Origin of the sequence: Massilia aurea, from assembly GCF_040790145.1 — a bacterium.
In the GTDB taxonomy this organism is placed as follows: domain Bacteria; phylum Pseudomonadota; class Gammaproteobacteria; order Burkholderiales; family Burkholderiaceae_D; genus Telluria; species Telluria aurea_C.
In genome coordinates, this window is the sequence record NZ_JBFMMP010000006.1 from 157,294 (window position 1) to 171,414 (window position 14,121).

The 14,121-nt window shown below is 63.4% G+C and carries 17 protein-coding genes; 10 read left to right on the forward strand and 7 right to left on the reverse strand.

Annotation, left to right across the window (positions count from 1 at the left end; genetic code table 11):
- Positions 1-8: 8 nt before the first annotated feature.
- Both AB2N08_RS11575 and AB2N08_RS11580 read right to left on the reverse strand, forming a co-directional pair.
- The gene (locus AB2N08_RS11575; protein ID WP_367610795.1) at positions 9-998 is read right to left on the reverse strand and encodes an HpcH/HpaI aldolase/citrate lyase family protein; all 990 of its coding nucleotides are present in this window, start codon (positions 996-998) and stop codon (positions 9-11) included.
- 88 nt (positions 999-1,086) lie between these two features.
- Entirely contained in the window at positions 1,087-2,076 is a 990-nt protein-coding gene (locus AB2N08_RS11580) for a malate dehydrogenase (RefSeq protein WP_367610796.1), read from the reverse strand.
- Positions 2,077-2,389: 313 nt separating this feature from the next.
- Between AB2N08_RS11580 and AB2N08_RS11585 the strand changes: the two genes are divergently transcribed.
- The 10 genes from AB2N08_RS11585 to gluQRS all read left to right on the forward strand — a co-directional run bounded on the left by AB2N08_RS11585 (position 2,390) and on the right by gluQRS (position 10,687).
- Positions 2,390-3,154, forward strand: a complete 765-nt coding sequence (locus tag AB2N08_RS11585; protein WP_367610797.1) for a GntR family transcriptional regulator — start codon at positions 2,390-2,392, stop codon at positions 3,152-3,154.
- A gap of 230 nt (positions 3,155-3,384) precedes the next feature.
- A complete protein-coding gene (sdhC, locus tag AB2N08_RS11590) occupies positions 3,385-3,810 on the forward strand; it encodes a succinate dehydrogenase, cytochrome b556 subunit (protein ID WP_367610798.1) in 426 nt (141 codons plus the stop codon).
- 3 nt (positions 3,811-3,813) lie between these two features.
- The gene (gene sdhD, locus AB2N08_RS11595; RefSeq protein ID WP_367610799.1) at positions 3,814-4,182 is read left to right on the forward strand and encodes a succinate dehydrogenase, hydrophobic membrane anchor protein; all 369 of its coding nucleotides are present in this window, start codon (positions 3,814-3,816) and stop codon (positions 4,180-4,182) included.
- 2 nt (positions 4,183-4,184) lie between these two features.
- Positions 4,185-5,963: a succinate dehydrogenase flavoprotein subunit gene (gene sdhA / locus AB2N08_RS11600; RefSeq protein WP_367610800.1), complete on the forward strand. Its 1,779-nt coding sequence runs from the start codon at positions 4,185-4,187 to the stop codon at positions 5,961-5,963.
- A gap of 58 nt (positions 5,964-6,021) precedes the next feature.
- Positions 6,022-6,732 carry a succinate dehydrogenase iron-sulfur subunit gene (locus AB2N08_RS11605; RefSeq protein WP_367610801.1) on the forward strand — a complete coding sequence of 237 codons (711 nt, stop codon included), beginning with the start codon at positions 6,022-6,024 and terminating at the stop codon, positions 6,730-6,732.
- Between the two features lie 187 nt (positions 6,733-6,919).
- Positions 6,920-7,186 carry an FAD assembly factor SdhE gene (locus AB2N08_RS11610; protein ID WP_367610802.1) on the forward strand — a complete coding sequence of 89 codons (267 nt, stop codon included), beginning with the start codon at positions 6,920-6,922 and terminating at the stop codon, positions 7,184-7,186.
- Positions 7,187-7,282: 96 nt separating this feature from the next.
- Positions 7,283-8,584: a citrate synthase gene (gene gltA / locus AB2N08_RS11615; RefSeq protein WP_367610803.1), complete on the forward strand. Its 1,302-nt coding sequence runs from the start codon at positions 7,283-7,285 to the stop codon at positions 8,582-8,584.
- Positions 8,585-8,763: 179 nt separating this feature from the next.
- Positions 8,764-9,171 carry a nucleoside diphosphate kinase regulator gene (gene rnk / locus AB2N08_RS11620; protein ID WP_367610804.1) on the forward strand — a complete coding sequence of 136 codons (408 nt, stop codon included), beginning with the start codon at positions 8,764-8,766 and terminating at the stop codon, positions 9,169-9,171.
- A 90-nt stretch (positions 9,172-9,261) separates the two neighbouring features.
- Positions 9,262-9,753 (forward strand): nuclear transport factor 2 family protein, encoded by a 492-nt coding sequence (locus tag AB2N08_RS11625; RefSeq protein ID WP_367610805.1) that lies wholly within the window; start codon positions 9,262-9,264, stop codon positions 9,751-9,753.
- A 10-nt stretch (positions 9,754-9,763) separates the two neighbouring features.
- Positions 9,764-10,687 carry a tRNA glutamyl-Q(34) synthetase GluQRS gene (gluQRS, locus tag AB2N08_RS11630; protein WP_367610806.1) on the forward strand — a complete coding sequence of 308 codons (924 nt, stop codon included), beginning with the start codon at positions 9,764-9,766 and terminating at the stop codon, positions 10,685-10,687.
- On the opposite strand, the gene AB2N08_RS11635 is transcribed toward gluQRS, so the two are convergent.
- The 5 genes from AB2N08_RS11635 to AB2N08_RS11655 form a co-directional block, all read right to left on the reverse strand.
- Complete coding sequence (locus AB2N08_RS11635) at positions 10,668-11,132, reverse strand: DUF421 domain-containing protein (protein WP_367610807.1); 465 nt, start codon at positions 11,130-11,132, stop codon at positions 10,668-10,670. The two genes, gluQRS and AB2N08_RS11635, sit on opposite strands and share 20 nt — an antisense overlap.
- A 51-nt stretch (positions 11,133-11,183) precedes the next feature.
- The gene (locus AB2N08_RS11640) at positions 11,184-11,399 is read right to left on the reverse strand and encodes an oxidoreductase-like domain-containing protein (RefSeq protein WP_367610808.1); all 216 of its coding nucleotides are present in this window, start codon (positions 11,397-11,399) and stop codon (positions 11,184-11,186) included.
- An 18-nt stretch (positions 11,400-11,417) separates the two neighbouring features.
- Entirely contained in the window at positions 11,418-11,813 is a 396-nt protein-coding gene (locus tag AB2N08_RS11645; RefSeq protein ID WP_367610809.1) for a hypothetical protein, read from the reverse strand.
- Positions 11,814-11,878: 65 nt separating this feature from the next.
- Positions 11,879-12,547: a response regulator gene (locus AB2N08_RS11650; RefSeq protein ID WP_367610810.1), complete on the reverse strand. Its 669-nt coding sequence runs from the start codon at positions 12,545-12,547 to the stop codon at positions 11,879-11,881.
- Positions 12,544-14,058, reverse strand: a complete 1,515-nt coding sequence (locus tag AB2N08_RS11655) for an ATP-binding protein (RefSeq protein WP_367610811.1) — start codon at positions 14,056-14,058, stop codon at positions 12,544-12,546. The genes AB2N08_RS11650 and AB2N08_RS11655 overlap by 4 nt, the downstream gene beginning before the upstream one ends.
- Positions 14,059-14,121: the final 63 nt, after the last annotated feature.

Here is a 14,121-nt window from a genome sequence, read left to right on the forward strand (position 1 = left end):
GGTCGGGATTATTGGGTGTCGGGGAGGTTGACGATTGCTGCAGCCGCCTCGGGCAGCGCGAGGCCTGCCAACTTGGCACGCTGCAACACCGACCAATAATATCGGTAGCTCGCACGGTCGTGCAAGCGGCCGTGTTGCGCAATCGGTCCCCAGCCCGCCGCCATGGCTTCGGTCAGGATATTCGTCGCTTCATTCACTTCGGACAAACGCGGCGTGAACGCCTTCAGGATCGGCTTGATCTGGTCCGGGTGGATGCTCCACATGCGGTTAAAACCGAACTCGGCGCCGGCGCGCTGGGCGTCGTTCGCCACCGTCGCACTGTCCTTGATGTCGGTCGTCACATTGTGCGATGCCACCTTGCCGTGGGCGTGGCAGGCAGCGACCATTTCGAGTTTTGCGCGCACCACCAGCGGGTGCGTGAACTGCCCCGGCGTGCGCATCGCACTGGCCGGGATCGCGCCGTAGTGGGCCGAGACAAAATCCATGATGCCGAACGACAGGCACTCGACCTGCGGCAGCGCCGCGATCTCGTAGGCGTCGTGCAGGGCGCCATGGGTTTCGATCAGCACGTGAATTGGCAAGTCCGTGCGGCCGGCAGCGACGGCGTGCTGATTGACCAGCGCGATCGCGCCGCGTACCTCATCCACGCTGTCGACCTTCGGCAGCACGATATACGCCAGGCGCGCTGCGGCGCCGCCGACGATGGTGGCGACGTCGTTGGCAAAGTGGATGCTCGTCGGCTCGTGCAGGCGCGCGCCGACGCGGTTGAAGCGGTTTTCTTCGCTGTTGACCAGGCTCGCCACCAGGATGGCGTGCTCGTGCTCGACGCCAGCCTGGGCGCCGTCTTCGCAGTCGAAGGTGATGTCAAACAAGGGACCAAGCTCTTGTTGCAGGGTCAGCGATTTGCGCATCAGCTTCTCGGAGCCGGCGTAGTGATCGCAGGCGGGGAGAAGAAGCGGCTGGCGTTTGCCCTGGAATAAAACCTCGGAAGGATGCATAGCTTTCTATTTACAACGTAAAACCGCCGTGCCGGTTCAGTGGCACGGCGTGTTGGCGTACGGCAGATGCCATACGCCTTGGTGAGAATTAGCCCAGCAGATGTGCAACGCCGGCTTTTTCTTCTTCCAGCTCTTTCAGGGTCAGGTTGATGCGCTCTTGCGAGAACGAATCGATGTCCAGGCCTTGCACGATCGTGTATTCGCCGTTCTCGGTCGTGACCGGGAAGCCGAACATGGTGCCTTCAGGGATGCCATACGAACCGTCCGACGGGATGCCCATCGTGGTCCATTTGCCGTTGGTGCCCAGCACCCAGTCACGCACGTGGTCGATCGCTGCATTGGCGGCCGAGGCTGCCGACGACAGGCCGCGCGCTTCGATGATCGCGGCGCCGCGCTTGCCGACGGTTGGCAAGAAGGTGTTGGCGTTCCATTCCTGGTCGTTGATCAGGTCCTTGACCTGCTCGCTGCCGGCGGTCGCAAAACGGTAGTCGGCGTACATGGTTGGCGAGTGATTGCCCCACACGACCATTTTTTCGATGTCCTTGACGGCCTTGCCGGTCTTGGCAGCCACTTGCGACAGGGCGCGGTTGTGGTCCAGGCGCAGCATGGCGGTGAAGTTCTTCGCTGGCAGGCTCGGCGCCGACTTCATGGCGATGTAGGCATTGGTGTTGGCTGGGTTGCCGACGACCAGCACTTTGACGTTGCGCGAGGCGACGGCGTCCAGGGCTTTACCTTGCACGGTGAAGATCTGGGCGTTGGCTTCGAGCAGGTCCTTGCGTTCCATGCCAGGGCCGCGTGGACGGGCGCCGACCAGCAGGGCGACGTCGATGTCCTTGAACGCGGTCATTGGGTCGGAGTGCGCAGTCATGCCTTCGAGCAGCGGGAACGCGCAGTCGTCGATTTCCATCATGACGCCCTTGAGCGCCTTCTGTGCTTTCTCGTTGTCGATTTCGAGCAGCTGAAGGATGACCGGCTGGTCCTTGCCGAGCATGTCGCCGTTGGCGATGCGGAACAGCAGGGAATAGCCGATCTGGCCGGCCGCGCCGGTCACAGCGACGCGCATTGGGGTTTTAGCCATGATGAATCTCCAAAAGTGGGAATGAAAACGGTTTGCACCGAGGTCGACGCCGAGCATACGCTTGTGAGGCTCAGCTGCAATCAGACTTTAATCAAACTGCAATGATACGCAAAAAGCGTGTGCCGGGCTATTCAAGTCAATCGCGGGTGTCGCGCGCGTACTCTATGAAGAGTGCCACCGACTCCCGGTCGGGCATGAGTGTATGCCCCCGTCATTGGCGCTGTCAATTCATATCTTATGTCTTATATAAGACAGATATCTGAATGCCTCAAAAGCTGGACGGTATGGCACTTTTGTGGTGAAATCGCGGTCTATGAATTCCACCTCGTCCAATCCGGCTCTTGACCCTGCCGCCAGTGGTTCACCGTCCTTCCGGCCGTTGTACCAGCAGATCAAGGCCCTGATCACCAAAAGCCTGCAGGCCGGCGAGTGGAAGCCGGGTGAAATGATGCCGAGCGAAGTCGAGCTGGCCGGCCGCTTCAAGGTCAGCCAGGGCACCGTGCGCAAGGCGATCGACGAGCTGGCGGCCGAGAACCTGGTCATGCGCCGCCAGGGCAAGGGCACGTTTGTCGCCAGCCACGCCGAAGAGCGCGCGCACTTTCGCTTCCTGCGCCTGCGGCCCGACGAAGGTTTGCCGCGCCATCCAGAAAACCGCTTCCTTGAAGTCAAGCGCATCCGGGCGCCGGCCGAGGTCGCGCGCCTGCTCGACCTGAAGTCTGGCGACGCCGTCGTGTATATCAAGCGCGTGCAGTCGTTCGAGGGCAAACCGACCATTCTCGAAGAGCTGTGGCTGCCGGGTCAATTGTTCAAGGGCCTGAGCGCCGAGCGCCTGGTGGAATACAAGGGGCCGATGTATGGCCTGTTCGAGACCGAATTCGGCACCCGCATGATCCGCGCGACGGAAAAGATCCGCGCCGTCGCTGCGGACGCCGCCACGGCCGAGTATCTGAAGGTGCCCGAGGGGACACCGCTGCTGTGCGGCGAACGTGTGTCGTTCACCTACGGCGACAAGGCGGTCGAGCTGCGTCGCGGGATGTATCTGACCGAGCAGCATCATTACCAGAATGAGTTGTCTTGAAGAGGTAACTCAGCAGTAGAAATAAGCTTATGCGGCGGTAATGACATACCGCAGCGAAAGTCGGCAAGAGCGACTAAAATAGTTTGGTTTTGGGTACGCGGCGGACATGACCCGGTCCACCGCTCGCTGTCCCGCCCACCTGGCTTCGCGTGAACGAACCAGGACAGGGAAATCGGCGAAAATCCGCAGGGTTCATATAAAAATTGTTGTCTTAAGGGAGGTGTACCATCATGTCCGAAGCCGTGAGAGAAGCAAAGCAGAAGGGGCGGCCGGAGTTCCGCAATATCGGCATCGCCGATATCACTGGCAAATATCGCATGCCGCCATCGGCCATCGTGTCGATCCTGCATCGTGTCAGCGGCGCCGGGCTGTTCCTGGCACTGCCTTTCCTGTTGTACCTGTTCCAGCAAAGCCTGCTGTCGGAATCGTCGTTCGGCTACTTCGCCGGCATCGTGTCCCACCCGCTCGCCAAGCTCGTCCTGCTGGGCCTGTCGTGGGCTTACCTGCACCACTTTACCGCCGGCATCCGTCACCTGTTCATGGACAATCACTTTGCCCTGGACAAGGATGCAGCCCAGTCGACCGCACGCTGGGTGCTGGTCATCAGCCTGCTGCTGACCGCGCTGGTCGGCCTGAAACTGTTCGGAGTGTTCTAAATCATGGCAACCAAGAATAATATCGGCCCGCGCCGCCTGGTCGTTGGCGCGCACTACGGCGTCAAGGATTGGCTGGCGCAGCGCATCACCGCCATCGTCATGGCGGTCTACACGGTCATCCTCCTGGTGTCGTTCCTCACCGGCCAGAATTTCACGTATGAAGGCTGGGCCGGCCTGTTCGCTGCCCAGTGGTTCAAACTGTTTTCGCTGGTCACCTTCCTGGGCCTGTACTACCACGCCTGGGTCGGCATCCGCGACATCTGGATGGACTATGTTAAATCGGCAGGCCTGCGTCTGTTCCTGATGCTGGCAACGATCTTCTGGCTGCTCGCTTGCGCCGCCTGGACCGTGCAAATTCTCTGGAGTGTGTAATCGTGGCAGCTATCAAAACTGCAATTCCTACCCGTCGTTTTGACGCGGTCATCGTTGGCGCCGGCGGTTCCGGCATGCGCGCGTCCCTGCAACTGGCCGAAGCCGGCCTGAACGTCGCTGTTCTTTCCAAAGTGTTCCCGACCCGCTCGCACACCGTGGCAGCGCAGGGCGGCATCGGCGCCTCGCTCGGCAATATGAGCGAAGACGACTGGTACTGGCACATGTTTGACACCGTCAAGGGCGGCGACTACCTGGGTGACCAGGATGCGATTGAATTCATGTGCCGCGAAGCACCAAAGGTCGTGTACGAGCTCGAACACTTCGGCATGCCGTTCGACCGTAACCCTGACGGCACGATTTACCAGCGCCCGTTCGGTGGCCACACCGCCAACTTCGGCGAAAAGCCAGTCCAGCGCGCCTGCGCGGCGGCCGACCGTACCGGTCACGCCCTGCTGCACACGCTGTATCAGCGCAACGTCCGTGCCCGCACCCACTTCTTCGTCGAATGGATGGCGCTGGACGTGATCCGCGATGCCGACGGCGACGTGGTCGGCGTGATGGCCCTTGAAATGGAAACCGGCGACGTGATGATCCTGGAAGCGAAGACCACCATCTTCGCTACCGGCGGCGCCGGCCGTATTTTTGCCGCATCGACCAATGCCTTCATCAACACCGGCGACGGCATGGGCATGGCGGCGCGGGCTGGCCTGCCGCTGCAAGACATGGAGTTCTGGCAGTTCCACCCGACCGGTGTGTCGGGCGCGGGCGTCTTGATCACCGAAGGCGTGCGCGGCGAGGGCGGTATCCTGATCAACAGCAACGGCGAACGCTTCATGGAGCGCTATGCGCCGACGCTGAAAGACCTGGCGCCGCGCGACTTCGTGTCGCGCTCGATGGACCAGGAGATCAAGGAAGGCCGCGGCTGCGGTCCGAACAAGGACCACGTGCTGCTGGACCTGCGTCACATCGGCTCGGAAGTCATCCAGAAGCGCCTGCCTTCGATCCTCGAAATCGGCCACAAGTTCGCCAACGTCGATGCGACCAAGGAACCAATTCCGGTCGTGCCGACGATTCACTACCAGATGGGCGGCATCCCGACCAATATCCACGGCCAGGTGGTGGCGCCGGACGGTACCGGCGGCCAGAAGATCGTCAATGGCCTGTACGCAATCGGCGAATGTGCCTGCGTGTCGGTCCACGGCGCGAACCGCCTGGGCACCAACTCGCTGCTCGACCTGGTGGTGTTCGGCCGCGCTGCCGGCAACCACGTCGTCGCATCGAACCTGAAGCAGAAAGTTGCCAAGCCGATGCCGGCTGACGCTGCCGACTTCGCACTGGCGCGCCTGAACAAGCTCGAGACCTCGACCGGTGGCGAAAAAGTGCAGCACGTCGCCAACGACATCCGCGCCGCGATGCAGAAGTACTGCGGCGTGTTCCGCACCGACGCACTGCTGACCCAGGGCGTGACCGAGATCATGAAGCTCGACGAGCGTCGCAAGCACGTGTCGTTCCAGGACAAGTCGAAAGTGTTCAACACCGCCCGCGTCGAAGCGCTCGAACTGGACAACCTGATCGAGACCGCGAAAGCAACCATCGTCTCGGCCCAGGCGCGCAAGGAATCGCGCGGCGCCCACGCCCACAGCGATTACGAGCAGCGTGACGACGAGAACTGGATGAAGCACACGCTGTTCTTTACCGAAGGCAACCGCCTCGAGTACAAGGGCGTCGTGCAAAAGCCGCTGACGGTCGACACCTTCAAGCCGAAACCACGCACTTTCTAAACATTTTTGTGGCCGCCCGGCGATTGTCGCCCGGTGGCCGTGATGAGATAGGTAAAACATGGCACGCACTGTCCAACTGAAAATTTACCGCTACGATCCGGACAAGGATTCGAAGCCTTATATGCAAGACGTTTCGGTCGAGCTGCAAGACACCGACAAGATGCTGCTGGATGTTTTGCAGCGCATCAAGTCGGACGTCGATGACTCGCTGGCGCTGCGCCGCTCGTGCCGTGAAGGCGTGTGCGGTTCGGACGCGATGAACATCAACGGCAAGAACGGCCTGGCCTGCACCACCAACCTGAACGAACTGACCCAGCCGATCGTGCTGCGTCCGCTGCCAGGCCTGCCGGTGGTGCGCGACCTGATCGTCGACATGACCAACTTCTTCAAGCAGTATCACTCGGTCAAGCCGTACCTGATCAACGAGTCGATCCGGCCTGAAAAAGAGCGTCTGCAATCGCCTGAAGAGCGCGAAGAGCTGGACGGCCTGTACGAGTGCATCCTGTGCGCCTGCTGCTCGACCTCGTGCCCGTCGTTCTGGTGGAATCCCGACAAATTCGTCGGTCCTGCCGGCCTGCTGCAGGCGTACCGCTTCATCGCCGACTCGCGCGACGAAGCGACCAACGATCGCCTGGACAACCTGGAAGATCCGTACCGTCTGTTCCGCTGCCACTCGATCATGAACTGCACGGACGTGTGCCCGAAGGGCCTCAATCCGAACAAGGCGATCGGCAAGATCAAGGAATTGCTGGTGCGTCGCGCGATTTAAGCGATCCAGGTGCATGCGCCGCCGTGGTTCGGCGTCGCATGCACCACGCCGGTGTGCAGACGTATATTGAGCGGGTGGCTGGCGCAGCCTTCCACGTGTTCAATAAACGTGTGCATTACCGTAAAAGTACCGTACTGCCGAATCGTGGCAGCCGGAGTATGATGTCGAACCAACAACGGATTCCAGTGTGATATCACATCAAGCCGATCCTGCCAACCGTGCCCGCCTGCGCTGGCGTGCACGTCGTGGCCTGCTCGAGAACGATCTGATCCTGACGCGCTTTCTCGATGCGCACGAACAGGACATGACCGACGAAGAGGTCGATGCGCTGACGCGCCTGCTGGACCTGGCGGACAACCCGTTGATGGACCTGCTGCTGGGGCGCTCCGAGCCCTCCGGCGAGGTCGACCTGCCGCACGTGCGCGCCTTGTTGGCGAAGCTGCGGCAAGCGTAAGCGAGCTATGGGCATCCGATTCGCCAACGCGGCACGTCGCGGCGCCCCCCGGTTTCGTTTTATTTTGTAGACCCACTCCCACAAGAAGGAAGTGCCATGAACATCTCTGATACCAAAGCCACCCTGTCGTTTTCTGACGGCAGCCCGTCGATCGACATGCCGATCTACAAAGGCACCATCGGCCCGGACGTCGTCGACATCCGCAAGCTGTACGGCGCAACCGGCAAGTTCACGTACGATCCTGGCTTCATGTCGACCGCCGCCTGCAACTCGAGCATCACCTACATCGACGGTGACAAGGGCGAGCTGCTGTACCGCGGTTACCCGATCGAGCAACTGGCCGTCAACTGCGACTTCCTGGAAACCTGCTACCTGCTGCTCAATGGCGAACTGCCGAACGCCGTGGACAAGGAAACGTTCACCGAGACCGTGACCAAGCACACGATGATCCACGAGCAGATGAACTTCTTCTTCCGTGGCTTCCGCCGTGACGCGCACCCGATGTCGGTGCTGGTCGGCACGGTCGGCGCGCTGGCCTCGTTCTACCACGACTCGCTCGACATCAACGATGCCAAGCAGCGCGAAATCTCGGCGATCCGCCTGATCGCCAAGCTGCCGACCCTGGTCGCAATGGCGTACAAGTACAACGTCGGCCAGCCGTTCGTGTACCCACGCAACGACCTGTCGTACAGCGCCAACTTCATGTACATGATGTTCGCCAACCCGTGCGAAGAGTACAAGGTCAACGACGTGCTGGTGCGCGCACTGGACCGCATCCTGATCCTGCACGCCGACCACGAGCAGAACGCATCGACCTCGACCGTCCGTCTGGCCGGTTCGTCGGGCGCCAACCCGTTCGCCTGTATCGCTGCCGGCATCGCCTGCCTGTGGGGCCCTGCCCACGGCGGCGCCAACGAAGCGGCACTGAACATGCTGAAGGAAATCGGCAGCGTCGAGAACATCCCGGCCTTCATCGAGAAGGTCAAGGACAAGAACTCGGGCGTCAAGCTGATGGGCTTCGGTCACCGCGTGTACAAGAACTTCGACCCGCGCGCCAAGCTGATGCGCGAAACCTGCCACGAAGTGCTGGAAGAGCTGGGCCTGCAGGACGACCCGCTGTTCAAGCTGGCGATGGAGCTGGAACGCATTGCACTCGAAGACGAATACTTCGTCTCGCGCAAGCTGTACCCGAACGTCGACTTCTACTCGGGCATCGTGCAATCGGCACTGGGCATCCCGGTCACCATGTTCACCGGCATCTTCGCGATGGCCCGTACCATCGGCTGGATCGCGCAGTGGAACGAAATGATCGCCGATCCAGAACAGAAGATCGGCCGTCCACGTCAGCTGTTCGTCGGTTCGCCAGCGCGTGACGTGCCGGGTATCGACAAGCGTTAAATCGCTGTCGCCTCCATGGAAAGCGGGCTGCGGCCCGCTTTTTTTACGTCTGGCGCGAACCGGGAACGGGGCTATACTGGCCCGGTCCGCATCCAACTTCCAGCGCACGGGTGCACCGTCTTATCCAGACGGTGCCGTCACTATTCGGGCCGTATCCGGCCCTTTCGTGGAGAACTACAATGAAAGATTCCATCGTCGTCTCGTGGCTCGACCTCGAGCGTCTTGAACGCATCCTCGATCGTCTTCCTGCGGCGCAGGCCACCGCGCGCGACGCCCTGCTCGGCGAACTCGAGCGCGCTGAACTGGTCGAACCGTGGGACATGCCACCCGACGTCGTCACCATGAATTCGCGCGTTCGCTTTCGCTTCGCCGGGTCGGATGAAGACGTCACCATGACGCTGAGCTACCCGAAAGACATGCATGACAGCGGCGAGCAATTGTCGGTGCTCACGCCGGTGGGCACGGCGCTGCTGGGCTTGCGGGTTGGCGGCAGCATCACGTGGCAGCGGCCCGATGGCGGGGTGTTCGAAGCGACGGTGCTGGGGATCGAGTACCAGCCGGAGCGGGCAGGGGAGTTGCACCGGTAGTTCCCGACGTCGGCGGCATGAGCGATCGCACAATTACGACATTTGCGTGTGTACAATGCTTTCGCTCATAACCTCCACCACGGGATTCCAATGAAACGTTTTCTCACCGCTTGCCTTCTTTGCGTCGGCCTGATCGGCGCTGTCAGCGCCGCGACCGATGCCACCCTGACCCGCGACGTGAACGCCTTCATGGACGGCTGGCACGACGACGCCGCCAACACGCGCATGGCATACTTCGACAAGATCGCCAAGGATGGCGTGTATATCGGCACCGACCGCACCGAGCTGTGGACGCGCGACGAGTTCAAGGCGTGGTCGAAGAAGTACTTCGACGCCAAGGCGGCCTGGACCTTCAAGGCCACGCGCCGCAATGTCTATGCGTCCGCCGACAAGTCGCTGATCTGGTTCGACGAGCTGCTCGACACAAAAAACATGGGCCCGGCGATGGCCAGCGGCGTGCTGCGCACGACGAAGACGGGCTTCGAGATCGTGCATTACCAGCTCTCGCTCGCGGTGCCCAATCAGGTCAACGACCAGGTGGTCGGCATCATCGCCGCGCACGAGAAAACACTGAAAAAATAAGCATCCCGCAGTGACCAGACCTTATATCGGCCGCTTTGCGCCATCGCCATCCGGGCCGCTGCACGCGGGCTCGCTGGTGGCCGCCATGGCCAGTTATCTCGATGCCCGCTGGCATGACGGCACATGGCTGATCCGCATCGAAGACATCGACGAAGGTCGCGCCGTCGATGGCGCCGCCGAAGGCATCCTGCATCTGCTGGCTGCGCTGGGCATGCGCCATGACGGCGAGATCGTCTGGCAGAGCCGGCGCAAGCATTTGTACGAGGCGGCGGCCGCGCGCATCGCGCGCGCCACCTATCCCTGCGGCTGCAACCGGCGCGAGATCGCCGACTCGCGTATTGGCGTCGCGCCCGATGGCAGCGCCATCTATCCTGGCACCTGCCGCCACGGCCTCGGCCCGGGCCGCACCATGCGCAGCCTGCGTGTGCGCGTGCCCGAAGCGGGGCAGGACGAGATCACCTTCATCGACCGCTTCGCCGGTCCGGTCACGCAGCACCTGACAGTCGATGCCGGCGACTTCGTGCTCAAACGCGCAGATGGTTTCTGGGCGTATCAACTGGCAGTCGTTGTGGACGATATTGAACAAGGCGTGACCGACATCGTACGCGGCGCCGACTTGCTCGACTCGACACCGCGCCAGATCTATCTGCAGCGCCTGTTGGGTGCGCCGACGCCGCGCTATCTGCACGTGCCGGTCGTACGCAATAGTAATGGGGAAAAATTGTCGAAGCAGACGGGGGCGCTGGCGGTGACGGCAGGCGACGAGCCGGCTACGGTCAAAGCGCTACTCGAGACGGCAGGCTTCCTGGGTCTTGCGCTCGACCCGCCACAGCCCGAGTCCATCGATGACTTCTGGCGCGCTGCGGTGCCGGCCTGGGGCCGCCTGCTGGCACAGAGAGACGCCGCGAATGAATTCACTGCGGGTTTTGCATGATGCTGATGGAGCCGTTCGCCTCGAGGAAAGCGCACTTCATCTTCGACTGCGGGCAGTCGGCGCCGCGCAGCGCTTCTTCGACATCGTCCTGCGACAGGCGGCAGCGCTTCATCACATCGTCGAAAAACACGCCATCGCGCCCGATCAGCACGGGACTGCCTTCGACGATCGACTCGAACTTGCGGCTGCGCGAGGTCAGGAACGCGACCAGCACCGTCAGCGCCACCAGCGTGCCGGCGATGATCAGGCCACCCAGCAGCGATTCATCGCCGCCGGTCATCGAATTGGACACGGCTTCGGACAGCAGCATCACCACCAGCAAGTCGAACGGCGTGAACTGGCCGACCGTGCGCCGGCCCGACAGGCGCATCATCACGAGCAGGGCGCAGTAGACGATCGCGCCGCGCGCGATCAGCTCCCACCAGGGTAGATCGAGGTCGAGCATTGCGCCTCCAAAGGCATGACAGATCGACCGATTGTAATCAATTTATCAACATCATGACTTTTGGTTGGATGGGGGCTGCGCGGCCGCCTTCCATGCGGCCAATGCCCGCTCATAACGTTCAAGTGCGTCGTCATACAGATCGAATACGCAGGGATTGCAGCCGCTGCGGCAGCAATCGTCGAGTTCGGGCGCGGAGGGCGGCTGGGGTGGGGTGATAAAAGGATCAGGCGTCGACATGGCGCCAGCATAGAACAAGCGTGATGCCATGTCGACAGTGGCTGTCGCTCAATCGGCGCGGTGATAGCTGCGCAGCTGGAACACCATCCGGTCGCCTTCCCGTTCACATACACCGCCCATGGTTTCACCGGGGCGCGGCGTGAGCGTCAGCCGGCTGCCGTCTTTCTTGCCGGCGCAGGCGGCCTGTGCCGAGGCGGGAATCTCGGGCATGTCGATGGCCGGCGGGGCAGGGGGCGCGGGCGGCGCCGGTGGTACCGGTGGCACCGGCATCGCGTGGCCGGCCGGTGATGGCGGTGGTGCCGGCGGGGCCGGTGGTGCGGGTGGCGCCGGGGGGTGCGGGCACTTGCCGCGCTCGGCGGTGCATTCGATGTGGACGGCGGCTTGTGCAAGGCTGGCGCCGAGCGAGAGGGTCAAGGCCAGGCCGGCGAGGATCGTTCGTTTCATGGGGTTCTCCGTGGTGGGCGTGAACGTCATCGTGCCCGCCGAATGTGGAGAAACCGTGGAGATGCCTACGACAGGTCGTAGCGGTAGCCCAGACCATAGATCGACCCGATCGGCTCCAGCCCTGGCGCGGCCGCCTCGATCTTGCGCCGCAGGTTCTTGACGTGGCTGTCGATGGCGCGGTCGGTCGCGTCGAGATTGTCGGCGCGGGCCGCGTCGAGCAGCTGCGCGCGCGACAGCACCTGGCCCGGCCGGCGCGCCAGCGCCGCCAGGATCGCGTATTCGCTCGGCGTCAGGTCGATCATGCGGCCGTGCACCCTGACGCTGCGCGCGCCTTCATCGAGCACCAGTGCCGCCGGCGCCAGGCTCGTGCTGCTGGCGCGGCGCAGGATCGCCCTGATCCGCGCCATCAGCTCGCGCGGGCTGAACGGTTTGCACAGGTAGTCGTCGGCGCCCAGTTCCAGGCCCAGCAACCGGTCGATTTCTTCCACGCGCGCCGTGACCATCACGATCGGCACATCCGAGAACGCGCGCACCGCGCGGCACAAAGACAGACCGTCCACTCCGGGCAACATCAGGTCGAGCACGATCAATGCCGGTGGCGCTGCCCGGATCGCCGCCAACGCTTGTACGCCATCACCGTGGACCGAGGGAACATAGCCGGCCGCGCGCGCGTAGTCGGCGATCACGGCGGCCAGTTCCGGTTCGTCTTCGACGATCATGATGGCGGTGCTCATGCCGAACCCTCATGACGCAGCGGCAGCGACACCGTCACGCGCAGGCCACCGAGCGGCGAGTGGGCGAAGTCCAGCGCGCCGCCCTGCGCAGCGAGCAGGCGCCGCGTCAGTGCCAGGCCGAGACCGGCGCCACCGTGCGCGCGGCTGCGCGACGCGTCCACGCGGTAGAAACGTTCGCCCAGGCGCGCCAGCGCCGCATCCGGCACACCGGGCGCGCTGTCGTCGAACACCAGGCGCACATGGCCATCGGCCGTTTGTGCATCCAGGCGCACCGTACCTGGGTTGGCTGTGTAGCGCAGGTTGTTCTCGAACAGGTTCGCGAGCACCTGGCGCATGCGGTCGGCGTCGGCCAGCACGTGGGAATGTGCCGGCGCCGTGCCAAGCTGTAACGTCAGGCCGGCCACCTGGAAGCGCGCGCCGAACGCCTGCGCTTCGGCGACCGCCAGTTGCCACAGGTCGAGCGGTGCGCGCTGGCATGTCAGCTCGCCCACATCGGCGCGCGCGAGCGCATACAGATCGTCGATCAGCTTCGTCAGTGCGTGCACCTGCAACACCATCGCATCGACCCCCGCCGGCGTGGCCTGGCGCACGCCATCCTGGATCGCTTCGAGCTGCGCGCGCAGCACGGCCAGCGGGGTGCGCAGTTCATGCGACGTGTCAGCCACCCACTGACGCCGCGCCGCTTCCATCTGGTCGAGCCGTTCGGCCAGACCATTGAAATGGCGCGCCAGGTCGCCCAATTCATCACTGCGTTCGATCGGCAGTCGGACGGCGTAGTCGCCTGCCGACAGTGCGCCGGCGCCGCGTGCGAGGCGGTCGATCGGACGCCGGAAGTGGCGCGCCAGACCGATCGCGGCGAGGGCGCTGAGCACCACGGCCACGGCGCCGATCAGCCACAGGCTGCGTTGCAACTGGTCGAGGAAGGCGTACGCCATCGCGTCGCTTGGCCGGGCGCTGCGGGCCACGCCGAGAAAGCCGACCGTGCGGCCGTCGACCGTGATCGCACGCTGCACCAGCGGCAGACTGCCCGGCGGCCGGCCGGCGAGATAGCCGCCGTTCGCATCGAGCAGGGTAATTCGGGTGTACAGGTCCCCGATGACGCCAGGTGGAGCGGGCGGCGGCGGTGGCAGTGGCGGCATCGGCGGGGCCGGTGGCGCAGTCATTGCCGCGACGGGTGACGCCGGGGCCACTGGCGCCACCGGTGCGACCGGCGCGACCGGCGCGACCAGCGCGACCGGCAGCCCGCGCACGGTCTGCAGCCGTGTCAGCTCGCCGCCGATCCAGTTGCGCCGGCTGTCGCCACGCGGCACGAACGTCCAATCGCCATGCTCTCGATACTGGCGCGCGATGGCGCCCGAGAGTTCGTCGAGCCGGTCGAGTTCGATCGCCACCGCGTAGTCACCAAAACTGTCCAGCACATTCTGGCGCAGCAACAACACGGCAGCCGCTGCCACAGCCAGCATGGCGAGCAAAACCGAGGCGAACAGGCGGTGGCCGATGGCGATCTTCACGTTGGGTGCGCAGAGTTGGGACAGGCCATGGTAGCCCATTCCCATACGCATCGGCCGGTAAGG

What these genes read in the sequence shown, in the direction of transcription:
- AB2N08_RS11575 (WP_367610795.1), bottom strand. Translation starts at nt 998, where the DNA reads ATGCATCCTTCCGAGGTTTTATTCCAGGGCAAACGCCAGCCGCTTCTT.
- AB2N08_RS11580 (WP_367610796.1), bottom strand. Translation starts at nt 2,076, where the DNA reads ATGGCTAAAACCCCAATGCGCGTCGCTGTGACCGGCGCGGCCGGCCAG.
- AB2N08_RS11585 (WP_367610797.1), top strand. Translation starts at nt 2,390, where the DNA reads ATGAATTCCACCTCGTCCAATCCGGCTCTTGACCCTGCCGCCAGTGGT.
- sdhC (WP_367610798.1), top strand. Translation starts at nt 3,385, where the DNA reads ATGTCCGAAGCCGTGAGAGAAGCAAAGCAGAAGGGGCGGCCGGAGTTC.
- sdhD (WP_367610799.1), top strand. Translation starts at nt 3,814, where the DNA reads ATGGCAACCAAGAATAATATCGGCCCGCGCCGCCTGGTCGTTGGCGCG.
- AB2N08_RS11605 (WP_367610801.1), top strand. Translation starts at nt 6,022, where the DNA reads ATGGCACGCACTGTCCAACTGAAAATTTACCGCTACGATCCGGACAAG.
- gltA (WP_367610803.1), top strand. Translation starts at nt 7,283, where the DNA reads ATGAACATCTCTGATACCAAAGCCACCCTGTCGTTTTCTGACGGCAGC.
- rnk (WP_367610804.1), top strand. Translation starts at nt 8,764, where the DNA reads ATGAAAGATTCCATCGTCGTCTCGTGGCTCGACCTCGAGCGTCTTGAA.
- AB2N08_RS11625 (WP_367610805.1), top strand. Translation starts at nt 9,262, where the DNA reads ATGAAACGTTTTCTCACCGCTTGCCTTCTTTGCGTCGGCCTGATCGGC.
- AB2N08_RS11635 (WP_367610807.1), bottom strand. Translation starts at nt 11,132, where the DNA reads ATGCTCGACCTCGATCTACCCTGGTGGGAGCTGATCGCGCGCGGCGCG.
- AB2N08_RS11640 (WP_367610808.1), bottom strand. Translation starts at nt 11,399, where the DNA reads ATGGCATCACGCTTGTTCTATGCTGGCGCCATGTCGACGCCTGATCCT.
- AB2N08_RS11645 (WP_367610809.1), bottom strand. Translation starts at nt 11,813, where the DNA reads ATGAAACGAACGATCCTCGCCGGCCTGGCCTTGACCCTCTCGCTCGGC.
- AB2N08_RS11650 (WP_367610810.1), bottom strand. Translation starts at nt 12,547, where the DNA reads ATGAGCACCGCCATCATGATCGTCGAAGACGAACCGGAACTGGCCGCC.